The 16,965-nt window shown below is 66.3% G+C and carries 11 protein-coding genes; 4 read left to right on the top strand and 7 right to left on the bottom strand.

Going from position 1 to position 16,965, the window contains the following annotated elements; genetic code table 11:
- Positions 1-7: 7 nt before the first annotated feature.
- From purH to RID11_RS00640, 3 genes are all read right to left on the bottom strand, one after another.
- Positions 8-1,597: a bifunctional phosphoribosylaminoimidazolecarboxamide formyltransferase/IMP cyclohydrolase gene (gene purH, locus RID11_RS00650; RefSeq protein WP_350134931.1), complete on the bottom strand. Its 1,590-nt coding sequence runs from the start codon at positions 1,595-1,597 to the stop codon at positions 8-10.
- A 33-nt stretch (positions 1,598-1,630) separates the two neighbouring features.
- Positions 1,631-3,373, bottom strand: coding sequence for a heparinase II/III family protein (locus RID11_RS00645; RefSeq protein WP_502949325.1), 1,743 nt, complete (start codon positions 3,371-3,373; stop codon positions 1,631-1,633).
- A gap of 372 nt (positions 3,374-3,745) precedes the next feature.
- Positions 3,746-5,014: an RsmB/NOP family class I SAM-dependent RNA methyltransferase gene (locus tag RID11_RS00640; protein WP_350134928.1), complete on the bottom strand. Its 1,269-nt coding sequence runs from the start codon at positions 5,012-5,014 to the stop codon at positions 3,746-3,748.
- Between the two features lie 68 nt (positions 5,015-5,082).
- Here RID11_RS00640 and RID11_RS00635 point away from each other — a divergent pair, with 68 nt between their 5' ends.
- Positions 5,083-5,274 carry a DUF1674 domain-containing protein gene (locus tag RID11_RS00635; protein WP_350134925.1) on the top strand — a complete coding sequence of 64 codons (192 nt, stop codon included), beginning with the start codon at positions 5,083-5,085 and terminating at the stop codon, positions 5,272-5,274.
- 13 nt (positions 5,275-5,287) lie between these two features.
- Here RID11_RS00635 and RID11_RS00630 read toward each other — a convergent pair whose 3' ends face one another.
- The 3 genes from RID11_RS00630 to RID11_RS00620 all read right to left on the bottom strand — a co-directional run bounded on the left by RID11_RS00630 (position 5,288) and on the right by RID11_RS00620 (position 10,071).
- A complete protein-coding gene (locus tag RID11_RS00630) occupies positions 5,288-5,893 on the bottom strand; it encodes a LolA family protein (protein ID WP_350134922.1) in 606 nt (201 codons plus the stop codon).
- Positions 5,894-5,976: 83 nt separating this feature from the next.
- Positions 5,977-8,874 carry a DNA translocase FtsK gene (locus tag RID11_RS00625; protein ID WP_350134919.1) on the bottom strand — a complete coding sequence of 966 codons (2,898 nt, stop codon included), beginning with the start codon at positions 8,872-8,874 and terminating at the stop codon, positions 5,977-5,979.
- An 18-nt stretch (positions 8,875-8,892) separates the two neighbouring features.
- Complete coding sequence (locus tag RID11_RS00620; protein ID WP_350135074.1) at positions 8,893-10,071, bottom strand: aminotransferase class I/II-fold pyridoxal phosphate-dependent enzyme; 1,179 nt, start codon at positions 10,069-10,071, stop codon at positions 8,893-8,895.
- A gap of 245 nt (positions 10,072-10,316) precedes the next feature.
- On the opposite strand from RID11_RS00620, the gene RID11_RS00615 reads away from it, so the two are divergent.
- Positions 10,317-13,190, top strand: a complete 2,874-nt coding sequence (locus RID11_RS00615; protein ID WP_350134916.1) for a calcium-binding protein — start codon at positions 10,317-10,319, stop codon at positions 13,188-13,190.
- 79 nt (positions 13,191-13,269) lie between these two features.
- Here the strand turns inward: RID11_RS00615 and epsE are convergent, their stop codons facing one another.
- The gene (gene epsE / locus RID11_RS00610; protein ID WP_350134913.1) at positions 13,270-14,472 is read right to left on the bottom strand and encodes an exopolysaccharide biosynthesis GT4 family glycosyltransferase EpsE; all 1,203 of its coding nucleotides are present in this window, start codon (positions 14,470-14,472) and stop codon (positions 13,270-13,272) included.
- 83 nt (positions 14,473-14,555) lie between these two features.
- Between epsE and RID11_RS00605 the strand changes: the two genes are divergently transcribed.
- On the top strand, positions 14,556-15,422 hold the full coding sequence (locus RID11_RS00605) for a glycosyltransferase family 2 protein (RefSeq protein WP_350134910.1): 867 nt from the start codon (positions 14,556-14,558) through the stop codon (positions 15,420-15,422).
- Positions 15,423-15,559: 137 nt separating this feature from the next.
- Positions 15,560-16,927, top strand: a complete 1,368-nt coding sequence (locus RID11_RS00600; RefSeq protein ID WP_350134908.1) for an oligosaccharide flippase family protein — start codon at positions 15,560-15,562, stop codon at positions 16,925-16,927.
- Positions 16,928-16,965 lie beyond the last annotated feature (38 nt).

The following is a 16,965-nucleotide window of genomic DNA, read 5'->3' as shown; positions in this document are numbered from 1 at the left end:
CGCACGCTCAGTGCCGGAAATGGCGCATGCCGGTGAGCACCATCGCAAGCCCCGCCTCATCTGCCGCCGCGATCACCTCGTCGTCGCGCATCGAGCCGCCGGGATGAATGACCGCAGTGGCCCCCGCCTCTGCCGCCGTCAGCAGCCCGTCGGCAAAGGGAAAGAACGCGTCCGACGCGACGACGCTGCCCTGCGTGAGCGGGGCCGGAAGGCCCAGCGCCTCTGCCATGTCCTGCGATTTGCGCGCGGCGATCCGACAACTGTCGACGCGGCTCATCTGGCCTGCGCCCACACCCACCGTGGCCCCGTCCTTGACGTAGACGATCGCGTTGGATTTCACGTGTTTCGCCACTTTCCAAGCGAACAGCATGTCCGACATCTCACGATCCGTCGGCGCGCGTTTGGTCACGACGCGCAGGTCATCCGCGCTGATTCGTCCGGTATCCTTGTCCTGCACCAGATAGCCGCCCGCCACTTGTTTGATCATGCGCCCCGCAGTCGCCGGATCAGCAAGGCCTTCGGTCAGCAGAAGGCGCAGGTTCTTCTTCTTGGCGAAAATACTCACGGCCTCGTCATCGGCCCCGGGCGCGATCACCACTTCGGTGAAGATGCCGGCGATCTCTTCCGCCGTGGCACCATCAAGCGGCTGGTTCAGCGCGATGATCCCGCCAAAGGCGCTGGTCCGGTCGCAATCGAAGGCGGATTTATAGGCCTCCAGCAGCGTCGCGCCGCGTGCCACGCCGCAGGGGTTGGCGTGCTTGATGATCGCGCAGGCCGGGCCGTCGCCGGGCGCGAATTCGCTGACCAACTCAAACGCCGCGTCGGTGTCATTGATGTTGTTGTAGCTCAGCTCCTTGCCCTGCACCTGCCGCGCCGTGGCGACGCCGGGCCGGTTCGAGCCATCGGTGTAAAAGGCCGCCGCCTGATGCGGGTTCTCGCCATAGCGCAGGGTCTGGGCGAGGCTGCCCGCCACGGCCCGGCGACGCGGGGCAGGCTCATTGATCGCATCCGCCATCCAGGTGCTGACCGCCGCGTCATAGGCCGCCGTGCGCGCATAGGCCACCTGCGCCAGCCGTTGCCGGAACGCATAACGCGTCTGCCCGTCCTGCGCGTCAAGTTCCGCCAGCAGGGCCGGATAATCCTCGACATCGACCACCACATTGACAAAGGCATGGTTCTTGGCCGCCGCCCGGATCATCGCCGGGCCGCCGATGTCTATATTCTCGACGCAGGCGTCATAGTCGCCACCGCGCGCCACGGTTTCCTCGAACGGGTAGAGATTGACCACCAGCAGGTCGATGGGGCCAATGCCATGCGCCTCCATTGCCGCCACGTGGTCGGCGTTGTCGCGCAGCGCCAGCAGACCGCCATGCACCATCGGATGCAGTGTCTTGACGCGGCCATCCATCATCTCGGGAAAGCCCGTCACCTCGGCCACGTCGCGCACCACCAGCCCCGCCTCGCGCAGGCTGCGCGCGGTGCCCCCCGTCGAGAGCAGTTCAACCCCCCGCTCTGCCAGGGCACGGCCCAGCTCGATCAGGCCGGTCTTGTCGGATACGGAGAGGAGGGCGCGGGTCACGGGCGCGAAATCGGTCATCGGGTGTCTGTCCTGCCTTGGGCGGTCTCGGGTTCAGTCCTCGGCCTCGGGTTCGAGCACCTCCTCGTGGACATCCCTGATGCCGACGGGGGTATCCTGCGCCTTGGCCAGGGACCATCTCATGCGGGTCGCATATCCCAACGCACGGCCAGAGAGAACAATCTGTTTGGTCGCACGCGGTTTGAGCCGCGTTTTTTCAAGATAAACGCTCGGTTGCAAGGACAAAGCGGCCTCGCCATCGGCCCGGAATATCCAGATTTCACCACTGCGCAGCGCGATCGACACCGCAGCGCCCCCCATATCGACCGAGGCGTCGACCTCGGGATGCAGGTGAAAGCGGATATCATAGGGCACGCCATGCAGCCGCGTGCCGTCGAGTGCGCGGTCGAAACGGCGCTTGTCGGCCTCTGCCACCGCGAGCAGCATATCCTCGCCCGCAAGACCCCGACCATCCGCCGAGAGGTCGAGATTGCGAACATGGGTCAGGCCATGGCCGCGCACATACCCATCATGCGCCCCCTCGAACCGCAGCCCGTCAGACAGTTTCGAGAGGTGTGCGGGCACATTGTCCGGTGCCTCGCTGAGCCAGTCCATATGCCGCGCGTCATTGCTGAGCCGCGCGCTCGATCCAGAGGCCAGCACCAGCGCCGAATGCGACGGTGTCGCGCGCCCCGCGCGCCGCCACTCGGCCCCAAAGCTCGCGCCCGAGCCGCAGTTGACGATCACCGGACGCCGCCCGGAGGTCACCTCTAAGGCAAGCGTCGAGGCGTGCGCGCCCGCCGATGCCGCCCCCTTGGGCGGCGGCGCGGCATCCACGATCACGCTGGTGCGCCCGGCACTCAGCCGGGCAAAGCCCATGGCGAGACCATCGGGCATGCGCGTCTTGACGCCACTTGCGGCCAGCGCACCATCGAGCCGCCCGTCAAGCCCCCTGCCCCCGCCATGAAATCGTGCCAGCGCCCCGTCGGCATGGCGCAGGGTGCGCAGTGTGGGGGCGATCCGCTCTACCGCGCGCCAATGCGCCTCCGCCGCTGACTGCCCCGAATCGCTCAGCCCCAGAGCGGCCCAGGTCAGCAGCGTGAAGACCTCGAGCAATTCCTCGGGGTTGCGCGTGGGGATGCCACCCGCCGCGTCGATCTGGCGTTCGCATTCCCGCGAAAGCGCGGCGCGCGCCGAGCCCGTCAGGTCCTGCATCCCCTCCAGCGACACGCCCGCATAAATGAGCCCGGTCAGCGCCTCGAAGCGGGGCAGGCCCGGGGCTGCCGCCTGCCAGCGCCGCGACAGGAACGCCGTCTGCTGTGCCAGGGAACGAAAGAACGGTGCAGACGCCTCCGACGGTTGCCCACGCAACAGGAACAGCGCCTGTGATATCCAACGGATCAGCCGCCGACCGGTCAGATCGGGCGTCCATCCCGGCCCGGTGCCCTTGCCATAGCGTGCGATCCATTCCCAAAGCCAGGCCTGCGCCCGCTCGCGCGCCGCCGCGTCCCCTGCGGCAGCCAGATCATCGAGCCAGCCAAAGCCATGCAATTCGGCGGCGAAGGCGGCGTCTGACGGCTCGATATCCCAGATCGATGTCCCGGGGGAATGCACGAGGCTGCCTGCAAAGACGAAATTTCCGGCGCAGAGCTGCCGCCCGCGCGCCAGATAGCCGATGCTGCGCGGCTCTGGCTGCGAAATGAACGCCGTTGCCGGACGACTCATCGCCGCCCGCCGGGCGGCCATAAGGTTCATCGCGCGCGACCAGCGCTCTGACAGGGGGTGCAGGTGGAACATGTGCCTCGACACGCTTCTTGCGGCGTTGATGGGTGCACTATAGCCAGCCCGTCCAGTCAAGTCACCGCCTGATTGCGTCACAACGCGCGACCTGCGGAATATGGGGGTTACGGGCCTGAAGTGGACCTTTGGTGTTAACGACATGAGCCGCGCGGTGCCCGACCGCCGAGTGGGCGCAGCAACCTCGGTGGACCGCACTTTATGCCAGCCAAACACTCCCGCGTTTTCAATGGCTTGAAACGTTGCAAAAGCGCCCGCCCGAGGGGGCGGTCGGGCGCTGCGCGGCGGTGCCTGCGGCACCTCGATTCCGCGCATTGGTCCTAGATGTCAACGGCAGCTCCAGGCCAATCGAGACCCAATCCGCCCCGTCCCTCACCCCTGCCGCAGGCACGCGACATAAAACCCGTCCATGCCGCCAAGCTCAGGCCAGTAATCAGGCCGCAGGCGCAATCCGCCCTCCTCGGTGATCCAGTCATCCGCAATGCCGGACCGGTCGAGCGCCGACCGATCCACCGTCAGCCCCGGATGCCGCAGCAGTGCCTCCTCGACCTGACATTCCCCCTCGTCGGGCAACAGCGAACAGGTGCAGAAGACCAGCCGCCCGCCGGGGGCCAACAGACCGAGGGCATGGTCGATCATCGCCGCCTGAAGCTCGATCAGCGCGCCAAAATCGGACCCGTCCTTGGCATGGGGCAGATCGGGATGGCGGCGGATCGTGCCGGTGGCCGAACAGGGCGCATCAAGCAGCACGGCGTCATAGACCCCCTCATGCTCCAGCGCGTCGCCCACCACACACGTTGCCGTCAGCCCGGTGCGCGCGAGGTTCTCCGCCACCCGTGCCATGCGCCGTTCCGAGATATCGAGCGCAGTCACAGCCGCGCCGCGTGCCGCCAGTTGCAGCGTCTTGCCACCCGGCGCGGCGCAGAGATCGAGCACCCGCTCACCCGGCTTGGGGTCGAGCACCTGAACCGGCAGCGCGGCGGCGGCATCCTGCACCCACCACGCGCCGCTCTCATAGCCGGGCAGGGCTGAGACCTGCCCCGCCTCGCGCAGACGGACGGACCCGGTGGGCAGCACCGTGCCCCCAAGCTGCGCGGCCCACGCTTCGGCATCGCTCTTGACCGTCAGATCAAGCGGCGCGCCGTCAAAATGCGCACGCTCCATCGCCGCGACCGCACCCTTGCCCCACGCCTCCACCAAAGGCGCGCGCAGCCAGTCGGGCAACCCCGGCTGGCGCAGGTCGTTCCATTTCGCCGGGGCCTCCTCGGCCATCTTACGCAGCACCGCGTTGATAAGCCCCTTGAGACGGTTGTGCCGGGGGTGCCGACCGATGATCGCCACCGCCTCGTTGACCACGCCATGCGCATCACCGCCCTGCGCCAGTTCCACCGTGCCCGCCCGCAGCACGTTGAAGACCGGCAAGGGCGGTGGTTTGCGCAGATGTTTCGACAACAGTCGATCCGCCCGCGCCAGCCCGCGCAGCGTATCCCCTGCCAGTCTCTGCGCCCGCGCCCGATCCGCCGGGGCCAACGCCTCGAGCGCGCCGCCCGCGATCAGTTCGGACATCAGCCGCCCCTCGCCCAGCACCTGATCGAGCAGGTAAACGGCGGCAGAACGGGCGGAGGGGGCGGGCTTTTTCACGGGCAAATCCTTGGCGAGACGGCAGGCGCGCGATATATCAGCGGGACAAGCACAAGGAAAGCCCGACCATGAGCACCGAAGACACCTCTGAGACCCGCGACTTGCCCCCTGCCGCGCAACGCGCACTGGCCGAGGCCGAGGCCCGCCGCAAGGCGGCACAGGACGCGGACCTGCCGACCGAACTCGGGGGGCGGCGCGAGGGGCTGGAGCCGGTCCGCTACGGAGATTGGGAGAAAAAAGGCCTCGCCATCGACTTTTGAGCGGGCCTGAGGATCACGGGTCTACGCGCATCCGCCGTTTGCCGGGAATCTCGAACTGCTCGTTGCGCAACCGCACCCCGGTCTGCAAATCCCCCAGAATGACCGTGGTCTGACTGCCGCTCCCGTCATGGATGACCCATTGGCGCAACTCGACCGGATCTCCGGTAAAGACCAGATCGATGCTGCCATATTCGGGATGTTCCGGGTCCTGCGCGCGCACCGTGGTCGAGGTGCCGTCGCTGGCGTGGCCCACGACCATCCGCTCGCGCGTCAAATCGACGTTATTCGCAAGGATGATCTTGAGCGGCGTGCGGTGCAGCGGATAGCCCACCGGCCCGTCATTAGAGCGCGGATCGATGATTCCCACCGTGTCGCCATCAGCCACCACCAGCGCCTCTTCGGGGGGGGCATATTCGAAACGAACCCGCCCCGGCCGTTTGAGCAATATCTGCCCGGTGCTGATCGAGCCATCCTCGTTCACCTGCGTGAACTCGCCCTGCGCGGTCTTGAGCCGGTTGAGATAGGATGAGATTTCCCCGAGCGACAGCTTTTCCGCCGCCGCCGGGAGGGTCATCGCCGCCCAGAGGACGGGGATCATCAGGATACGCAACTTATTCATGTCCCTCACATAAGCCGCCCCGCGCGGGATTGCACCTGCGCGGGGCGGAAAATTTGCGTGGCTTGGCGATGCCCCGCCGATGCCTATTGCGGCTCCGGCACCAGCACCTCGCGCTTGCCGACATGGTTGGCGGCACTCACCACGCCCTCGTCTTCCATCTGCTCCACGAGGCGCGCGGCCTTGTTATAGCCGATCGCCAGTTTCCGCTGGATATAGGAGGTGGAGCATTTGCGGTCCTTGACCACAATCGCCACCGCCTGATCATAGAGCGCATCCTCGCCATCGGTGTTGCCCCCGGTCGAGAGCCCCAGAACCGCGTCGATGCCATCGGCCTTGTCCTCGTCGGGGCCTTGCAACACGCTGCCCACATATTCCGGCGGGCCGTAGGCCTTGAGATGGCTCACCACCTCCTCGACCTCTTCATCGCTCACAAACGGCCCGTGACAGCGGGTGATCTTGCCGCCCCCCGCCATATAGAGCATGTCGCCCATCCCCAGAAGCTGCTCGGCGCCCATCTCACCCAGAATGGTGCGGCTGTCGATCTTGGAGGTCACCTGAAAGCTGATCCGGGTCGGGAAGTTGGCCTTGATCGTGCCGGTGATCACATCGACCGAGGGACGCTGCGTGGCCATGATGAGGTGAATGCCCGACGCCCGCGCCATTTGCGCCAGACGCTGGATGCAGGCCTCGATCTCCTTGCCCGCGACCATCATCAGGTCGGCCATCTCGTCGACGATGACCACGATATACGGCATCTTCTCTGGCGCGAATTCCTCGGTCTCGAACACCGGCTCGCCGGTTTCGTCATCAAAGCCGGTCTGCACCGTGCGGCTGAACATCTCGCCCTTCTTCAGCGCCTCCTCGACGCGGCCGTTATAGCCGTCGATATTGCGCACGCCCATCTTGGACATCTTGCGATAGCGGTCCTCCATCTCGGCCACCACCCATTTGAGCGCAACCACGGCTTTCTTGGGGTCGGTCACAACGGGCGAGAGCAGATGCGGGATGCCGTCATAGACGCTCAGTTCCAGCATCTTGGGGTCGATCATGATCAGGCGGCACTCATCCGGCGTCAGCTTGTACAAGAGGCTCAGGATCATCGTGTTGATCGCCACCGATTTGCCCGACCCGGTGGTGCCCGCGATCAGCAGGTGCGGCATCTTGGCGAGGTTGGCAACCATCGGATCGCCGCCGATATCCTTGCCCAGGGCCAGCGGCAGGCGCTGATTGCCGTCGCCATAGGCGCGGCTCGACAGGATTTCGCGAAAGCCCACCATCTCGCGGTTGTCATTGGGCAGTTCGATCCCGATCACGCTGCGCCCCGGCACGGTCGAGACCCGCGCCGAGAGCGCCGACATCGAGCGCGCGATATCGTCGGCGAGGCCGATCACGCGGCTCGCCTTCAGGCCCGGCGCAGGCTCCAGCTCGTACATCGTCACCACGGGGCCGGGGCGGACACTGACGATCTCGCCCTTGACGCCGTAGTCATCAAGCACGTTCTCCAGCATGCGCGCATTTTCCTCCAGCGCCTCGTCGCTCAGGTGATGGCGCTCGATGCGCGTCGGATCGGATAGCAGGCTCAGCGGGGGCAATTCGTATTCCGGCAGCGCGGGCTCTTCGAATTGCAGCGCGGGTTGTGCTTCGGCGATGGCGCGGGTCGAGGGCTGCGGTGCCTTGCGGGGCGTATGCTGCACGACCTTGCGCGGTTCCGGCACGGGAATGCGCGGGGCGGCCTGCGGCTGCGGCTCGGACTCGGCCAGATAAGCCGCCATCTCATCGTCCATCTCGGGCTCGGGCGCATAAAGGTCATCGCGTTCGATCACCGGCTCATGCTCCATGGGCGCAGGCGCTACGGTCTCGGCGTGACGCGCGGTCAGCGGCGGCTCGGGGGGCAGGCCGCCGCGCGGCGCGGTGTTGAGGATCAGCGGATCGGGGCCCCTGCCCCGACCCTTGGTCAGCGGGGCAACCGAGGCGGCCTGCACCGCCGGGTTCTGTCGCACACGGGCGCGGATCACGTCCGAGATACGCGCCTTGATCCTGTCATCGGCGGGCTGCTCCGCCTCGCCATGATAGCTTTCAGATTCAACAAGTTCCGGCTCCGGCATCGGATCGGGACGGCGCATCAGCATCGGCATGCGCGCCAGCAACCCGCCGGTTTTTTCGGTCCCGGCCGCTTGCGGGACGGCACCCAGAACCGGTTCCGCGCGGCGCACCCGCGGGGCCTCGGCGACCGGCGCATCATCCTCATAGATCACCGCCTCGGCGCGGCGCGCGCGGCGCTCGGCCATGCGGGCCTGCACCGCCTGCCCGGCCAGCGCCATGCCACCGGCCCCATGACCCAATAGACGCATCATCCCAGCATAACTCACGATCACGCCGACCAGCAGAAAGCGCGCAATCCGCCCCAGTTCAGGCCGCGTGAAGCCCAGAACGAAGGCCCCAAAGACAAGCACGCCAAGGCCCATGACAGCCGACAACAGTTTCAGCCCGAGGCTCGGGGCCACCGGCAACACACCAAGGAAAGTGCCAAGGATCGTATCGCCGAAAAGACCGCCCAGCCCGAAACTATGCGTCGCCGCCCAGGCCGCGCCCGGGGCCAGCGTCGCGGCATAAAGCGACAGCACCGCCAGCCAGATCGGCGCGAAAATAAGCCGTCCGGTCGCGCGGTCCTCGCCCAGATGCAGTGTGAACCGCACGCCCCATGCGCCCAGCACGATCGCGAGACCCCAGGCCCCCCAACCGATGATCATGAAGAGCGGCGAGGCGATGGCCGCGCCGACGCGCCCCATCCAGTTCTGCACCGGTTCATCCGTGGCACTCACCCAGCTGGGATCGTCGGGGCTGTAAGAGGCCACCATCGCCGCCGTCATCAGCGCGATGACCACCAGCACGAGGCCCAGCAATTCCTTGCCGCGCTTTTCGATCGCCTCGGCCGTCGTGCTATCCAGCAATGGGTCGCGTCCACGTGTCTGATATGCCATCTCGTCCCTCGTCCTCGATCATCCGTAGAGACAGTCGCGCAGGCGGGTCAGCCCGTGCGCCATCTCGTCCTTCGGGGCCACCATCGCGGCCCGAATATAACCTTTGCCGGGGTTCTCGCCCCCGGCCTCCTGCCCAAGATAGGCCCCGGGCAGCACCCGAACGCCGGTCTCCTGCCAGAGCCGCAGCGTCGCCGCCTCGCCATCCGCGACCGGCAACCACAGGAAAAAACCCGCCTCGGGGCTGTGATAGCCGGGCAGATTGCCGAAAATCTCGTCTGCAATCTCGTATTTTTCACCGTAGAGACGGCGGTTTTCGATCACGTGGCCCTCATCGGCCCAGACCGCCGCCGCCGCGTGCTGCAATGGCATCGGCAGCGGGGAGCCCGCGTAATTGCGCAACTGCTTCATCGCCTTGATGCTTTCTAGGCCAGCGGCGACGAAGCCCGAGCGCAACCCCGGCAGGTTCGACCGCTTCGACAGGCTGTGAAAGGCGACGATCCGCTCGGGGTCGGCACCCAGTTCTTGCGCCACCTGCAACACACCCACGGGCGGGGTATCGCGGTAGATCTCGGAATAGCATTCATCGGCAAAAATGCGGAAATCGTGTTTTTCGGCCAGCCGGATCAGGCGCGCCCAATAGTCCCGCGTCGCGACTGCGCCCTGCGGGTTCGAGGGCGAGCACAGATAGACCACGCCGACCCGGTCCAGAACCTCCGGCGCAACCGCGTCGAAATCCGGCAAATGACCGGTCGCCTGCGTGGCGTTGAGGAACATCGGCTCCGCCCCGACGCTGAGGGCTGCCACCATGTAGACCTGATAAAACGGGTTCGGCACCAGCACGATGGGTTTGCTGCCGCGCTTTGTCTCTGGGCAAAGCGCCATCATCGCATTGTAAAGCCCCTCACGCGTGCCGTTGAGCGCCATCACCCGGGTCGCGGGATCAAGCGTCACGCCATAGCGCCGCGCGACCCAGTCGGTGATCGCCTCCAGCAGCGCGGGCATGCCTTCATTGACCGGGTAATTGCCAAATCCATCGGCATTTTGCGCAATGATATCAACAATCCAGCGCGGAAACTCGTGCTTCGGCTCGCCGATCGTCATATGCACGACCTCGCCGCCCGGTTTATGGGCGTCAAGCAGGCTCCGCAGGCGCGGAAACGCATAGGCCGGAAGGTTCGAAAACCGCTCGGGAAACATCTGATACTGCCTCAAGGTTCGGGATCATTCACGCCCCGTTTGGTGCGAATCTACCCAAGCACTTGCGTCAGGTCCAGCAAAACCAAGGGCTTGACAGGGCGAATGTGGCATTTTTGGCAAGTCCCCCCTGCCCAGACCCACAAAAACGGCTGGCCACGGCACGTTCCCCGGCACCTTCTCATAGCCATGCAAAGGCCAGCCCCCTATATTCACGGGGCAATGAGGCCGCGAGGGGAGACAGCGCCATGTGGGAACGGATCGGGTTGGTTTGGCTGGCCATTTTCTCGGCGTTTGCCGCCACCCCTGCACTCGCGGACCGCGACAGCGCGCGGGTGCATGTCTTTGGCAACAGCCTGATCAACCACCTCAGCGAGGCGGATGGCGACACCACCACCGTGCCCTATTGGCTTGGCCAACTGACCCGGGCCTCTGGACGTGACTTCGCGCTCTCCGGGCAATGGGGCTTCCTGCGCGATTTCGTGCGCGACGGGGCGGCACCGAACTGGTCCTTCAAGGGCGTGGCCTCGCCGCGCGGGCGCATCGACACGGTGATGATCAACCCCGCCAATTTCATCCAGTATCAGCCCCCTGATGCCCCCTATGAGGGCGACAATCCCGATGGCTCCAGCCCGCTCTCGGCCACGCTCGCGATCATCGACCGCGCCCAAGAGAAATGGCCCGGCGCGCGCATCGTGATCTACGAGGGCTGGCCCGACATGGGCGGCTATGGCCGCAGCTTCCCCCCGTCTGACCGCAACCTGCGCCGCTGGCACGGCTACGCGCTGAGCGATTATCACGACTGGTACCGCACCTATGTCGCACAGGTGCAGGATGCCCGCCCCGACACCGATATCACCCTCGCGCCGGTCTCCTCGGTGCTGTCGGGGCTGCAAACCGGCCTGTTGGAGGAGATCCCCGTCGAGGCGCTCTATTCCGACAGCGCGCCGCATGGCACACCGACGCAATATTTCCTCGCGGCGCTCGTGACTTACACCGCCCTCTTCGAGGCCCCCGCCCCGGCGGATTTCGCGGTGCCAGACGGCATCCATCCGGGCGTGCGTGACCGGTATGACCGCCTCACCGACGAGATCGCCCAGGCCCTCGGGCTGCAGGATGACCGTGCGGCAACCCCGACCGCGCAGGCAACGCAAGAGGCGCGCGCAGGCATCGGTATCGCCAATCCGAGCCTTGCCATGGGCCTCAACGGCATCGCCGACTGGTCGAGCCAGCATCCTTTCATCAACGTGATGAAAACCGCACGGCCCTGGATCGGCCACAGCGCTGATGAGTGGGGGGCGTTCTCGACCGAGGCGCTGCGCGCGGGCGGCTATCTGAGCGAGACCGGCTATCCGGTGGCCCTGCCCGATGGCGCGAAATCGCTTGAGTCGTTCTTCCTCACCGATCAGCCCGCGGGGGCCACGCACCTGAACGGCCGCTACCTCCTGCGCTATGAGGGCGAGGGGGTGATCCGCGTCACGGGACGCGCGGACAATGTGCGCTATAATTACGACACCCGGGAAATCCGCTTCGACTTTAAGTCGGGCGACGGCCCGGCGGTCCTGCGCCTGCTCGAGACAGACCGCGACAACCCGATCCGCGATATCACGATCATCCGCGAAGACCAGGTCGCGCTGCACGAGGTGGGCGCGCTGTTCAATCCGCTCTGGATCGAGAAAATCGCCGATCTGCGGATGGTGCGCTTCATGGACTGGCAATTCACCAACGGCTCCACCCAGACCACCTGGAAGGGCCGCCCGGTGCCCGACGATGCCACCTATGTCTGGCGTGGCGCGCCGGTCGAGGTGATGGTCGCCCTCGCCAACCGGATCGGGGCCGACCCTTGGGTCAACATGCCCCATGCCGCAGATGACGCCTATATGCGCGCATTTGCCGAGTATATGCGCGATCACCTCGATCCCGGACTCAACGCGCATGTGGAATATTCCAACGAAGTCTGGAATTTCATCTTTCCCCAGGCCGTCTGGGCCCGCGAGGCCGCCGAGGCGCTCTGGGAGGACGCCGCAGGCGATGACGCCTGGATGCAATATGCCGGGCTGCGCGCGGCACAGATGGCAATGCTCTGGCGCGAGGTCTACGAGGGACAGCATGACCGGCTGTCGGTTGTCGTGGCCACCCATACCGGCTGGCCCGGTCTGGAAGAGCCGATGCTGCAAGCCCCGCTCGCTCTGGACAACGGCCAACTGTCCACGCCCCCGGTCGAGCAGTTCGACGGCTATGCGGTCACCGGCTATTTCGGCTTTGATCTGGGCGGAGAGGACATGGCCGAAACCCTGCTGGGCTGGATCACCGCCAGCCGGGCGGTGGCCCGCGCCAAGGCTGCCGAGACCGGGGCCGATCCCGACACCTACCTCGCAGCGCATGAATTCGACCTCGCCTATGATCTCGCCGCCGAGGCGTTGCGACAAGGCTCGCTTGGCGAATTGCTCCGCGACATCTTTCCCTATCACGCCGATCTGGCAGCCCGGCACGACCTGCAACTGATGATGTATGAAGGCGGCACGCATGTGGTCGGCCACGGGGCCACGGTCGAGAACGAGACGCTGACCGGCTTTTTCAACGGGTTCAACTACAGCCCGCAGATGGGGCGCATTTACGAAGAACTGATCGCCGGTTGGCACGCCGCAGGCGGCACCGCTTTCAACGCCTTTGTCGATGTGGCCACTGCCTCGAAATGGGGCAGCTGGGGGGCGCTGCGCCATCTCAACGACGACACCCCCCGCTGGCGGGTTCTGATGGCCGCCAACGCTACCCCGCCCGACCGGGCCGAGCCGCGGGCACCGGGGGCGTTCCTTCACGGCATCACCCAACAGGCAGGCGACGCGGACACGACCCTCACCGGCACGGCCAAGGCCGATATCCTGCTGGGCGGCGCGGGCGACGACGTTCTTATCAGCGAGGGCGGCGCGGATCGCCTGCATGGCGGGCCGGGCCGCGATCTGGCGGTGCTGCCCGGCGCACGCGCCGACTATGACACCGCCCGCGACGGCCCGCGCCTCGTGCTTCAGGGCGCCTCCGGCCCGGTCTACCTGGTCGAGATCGAGGCAGTGGAATTCGCGGCGACACCCGGCCAGAAAATTCCCCTGGGCGAGCTGATGTGACCTTGACCCCAAGGGTTTTGCAAAACCCTTGGACGCGGTTTCAAAACCGCGTGACAAGCTGTTTGCAAACAGCTTGCCCTCAGTCCACCAGCCGTTGCATCCCTGCGATCAGCGCCTCTGCGCCAAGCGACGCACGGAACCCGGATACCACATGCGCTCGACCCGCGTGCGAGAGCCGCGCGCACAGCGCCGGGTCAGCCGCCAGCGCAGTGATCGCATCGGCCAATGCCTCGGGGGATTGCGGCGGCACCAGCATCCCCGTCTCGCCATCGGTGATCAATTCGCGCACGCCGCCCGCATCGGTGCCGATGGTGGGCACCTCGCAGGCCATCGCCTCCATATAGGCCACGCCCAGCGGTTCGTGCCAGCTGGCCAGCACGAAGACATCCGCCGCCAGCAGGTGCCGCCGCACCTCCGCCGCGCTGATCGCCCCCAAAAGGCGCGCGTGTCGTTCAAGCCCCAGAGCCTCCAGATGGCGCTGCAACTCCAGGTGATAGCCCCCGCCACCGGCGTCATCCTCGCCCGCGATATCAAGCTGCACCTCGATGCCCCGGTCGAGCAACAGCCGCAGCGCCGACAACAGATCCTGATGCCCTTTCACCACATTGAGCCGCCCACAGGCAAAGAGCCGCAGCGGCGCGCCCGGCTCAGGCGGCACATAGGGCGTCTCGCGCTGAAAATCCTCGGTATCGACGCCCATCGGGCGCACCACCACATCGGCTGGCATATCTGCGCCCAGCACCGCGCGGGCCTCGCTGTGCAGCTTGCGTGTGATAATGGTGGCAAACGCCGCATGCCGCCATTTGAACCGCTGACCGGGCCCGTAATCCGACATCGGCCCGTGCAGCGTCAAACTGTAGCGCGGCCCGCCCATGCGTCGCGCCAGCGCGCAGATGAGCGCGGCGCGCCCGCAGCTATGGGCATGCACATGGGCAATGTCGCGCACACGGCAGGTGGCGATCAGCGCCCGCGCGGCAGGCAGGCAGATCACCACATCGCGCAGAAAGGCCCGCCCCTCGCCCTCGCGCAGGATCTCGCCCCAGGGCGCGCGCAGCGCCCCCGCCAGTGCCGCCACGACATCCACCTTGCCGAGATAGGTCGTCCGCGCCATCGCCGCCTCGGACCACTCATGCGAGATCAGACCTTCGGGGGGCGGCCGCGTGCTCAGGATATGCGGGGCAACGCCCAAGCGCTCCAGCTCCGCCAGTTCGCGCCAGAAAAAGATATGCGTCTGCCCCGGGAACTGCGGCACGAGATAGCCAAGCGGCAAGGTCTGGGGCATGTCCTGGGGCATTTCGGGTTCCGCGCGGGTTGGGTTTTCGGCTAAGGCTTACCACAAGGCCGCGCCCCACCGGTAGGGCGGCCATGTTCCGAACTGGAAACCCTGTGTTGACCGACGCGCAAAAACCGACGCTCAGCGTGATCGTCCCTGCCCATAACGAGGCGGGGCTGGTCGGTGCCTGCCTGCGCGCGCTTTTTGCCTCGCAGTCCATGACCGGTGGCGCCGAGGTGATCGTGGTGGCCAATGGCTGCACCGATGCAACTGCCGCCGAGGCGCGGGCCTGCACAGAGGCGGCCACGACCCGTGGCTGGCACCTCACCGTGCTGGAGCGCGCGCAAGGCGGCAAACCCGGTGCGCTCAGCGCGGGTGAGGCGATGGCGCGCGGGCGGGTGCTGGCCTATCTCGACGCCGATGTGATCGTCTCGCCCGCGCTTTGTGCCGAACTCGTGCAGGCGCTTGACGGCGACGCCGCCGTCTATGCCAGCGGGCGCGTGGTGCTCCCCACACCCGAAACCGCCTTCAGCCGGGCCTATGCGCGATTCTACCGCCAGGTGCCGTTCTTTCACCACGGCGTGCCGGGCTGCGGGCTATTCGCGATGAACCGCGCCGGGCGCGCCCGGTGGGGGCAATGGCCCGCGATCATCTCGGACGACACGTTCGCCCGGCTGCATTTCGCGCCCGCCGAGCGCATCGCCGTGCCAGCCCCCTATGACTGGCCCATCGTCGAAGGCTTCGGCGCGCTGGTGCGTGTCCGCCGCAGACAGGATGCAGGGGTGGCCGAGATCGGGCGACTCTACCCGGCGCTCCTTGCCAATGACGACCCGCGCCCCTCAGGGCCCGAATGGGTGATGCGCGCGACCCTGCGCGCGCCTCTCGGCTTTGTCGCCTACGTCGCCGTCGCCCTTGCCACCCGCCTGCGTCGGGGCAATGGCTGGGCGCGTGGTCGCTGACCCCCCTGCCCTCCCCGTCATCCTCGGGTTTGGCCCGAGGATCTCCCGCCACCCAGAAAACCACACGATTTCAATGGAAGCGCCATGAAATCGCCGCCATGATGCGACAAGCGTCCACAAACCGCGAAAGAGGATCGATGCGCGCCGCAACAAAGGCTTTTTCAGGCGAGGGGCTTCTGGCCCGGGCGCTGCGCTCTTCTGCGCTGACCGTGGCCGGATTCGGCGGCTCGCAGATCCTGCGACTGGCCTCCAACCTGATCCTCGCCCGGCTGCTCTTTCCCGAGGCCTTCGGCGTCATGGCCATCGTCAACGTGGTCATTCAGGGGCTGATGCAATTCTCCGACGTGGGTGTCAGCCCCGCCATCATGCAGAGCAAGCGGGGCGACGACCCGGCCTTTCTCAATACCGCCTGGACCATTCAGGTGCTGCGCGGCGTGGCACTGTTTCTCATCGCCTGCGCCCTCGCCTGGCCGCTGGCGTGGTTTTACGAGGAACCGCTGCTCCGGCAATTGCTGCCGGTTGCAGGGGTCGCACTGCTGATCGCGGGGTTCAATCCCACGGCCCTCGACACCGCCAAGCGGCATCTCAGGTGGGGGCGGTTGACCTCGATCGAATTCACCGTGCAGATCACCGGGATCGTCACGGGCGTGGCGCTGGCGTGGTGGCTGCAATCGGTCTGGGCACTGGTCATCGCCAATGTCATCAGCACCGGCATCGCGCTTGCGCTGCACTGGCTTGCCCTGCCCGGCGCGCGCAACCGCTTTGGCTGGGAGCGCCCGGCCCTGCGCGAGTTGGTGACGTTCGGGCAGTGGATCTTTCTCAGCACGATCTGCGGCTTTCTGTTCAATCAGGCCGACAAGCTGATTCTGGGCAAGTATCTCAGCTTTGAGGTGTTCGGCGTCTACAATATCGGCTTTTTCCTCGCCTCCTTCCCGATGCTTCTGGGCAACCTCTTCACCTGGCGGCTGCTGATCCCGATCTACCGCGAACTGCCCCCCGGCGAGAGTGCCGCGAATTTCGCCAAGCTGCGGCGCATGCGCTTTGCCGTCACATCGGGCCTCATAACGCTCAGCGCCGGGTTCGCTGTCAGCGGCGTCTGGCTGATCGGGATCATGTATGACGACCGCTACGCGATGGCGGGGGCGGTCGTGGTGGTAATGGCCGCCATGCAGATCCCGCAGATTATCGTGATGACCTATGATCAGGCGTCGCTTGCGGCGGGCGATTCCAAACGCTTTTTCGTGCTGACGCTGGCCAAGGCAGTGGTGATGATCACCGCCCTGATACTTGGCCTCGAATGGGGTGGGTTGCTGGGGGCATTGGTCAGTTACGGGGCGGCGATGGTGGTGGCCTATCCGGTGGTCGTGTGGCTGGCACGACGCATGCAGGCATGGGACCCTGTGCATGACGCCGTGATGGCTGGTCTGGGTTTCGGTGTGGCGGCTCTGGCGGTCTGGCTCAACGGGGGGGCGATCGCGGATCTCGCGGCGCTTTCGGGGTGGTAAGGTGCCGGTCAGGGCGGAAAAATCGGGTATTGCCAAGG

The organism is Roseovarius sp. (assembly GCF_040219995.1).
Classification (GTDB): domain Bacteria; phylum Pseudomonadota; class Alphaproteobacteria; order Rhodobacterales; family Rhodobacteraceae; genus Roseovarius.
This window is presented reverse-complemented; position numbering and strand designations above follow the sequence as displayed.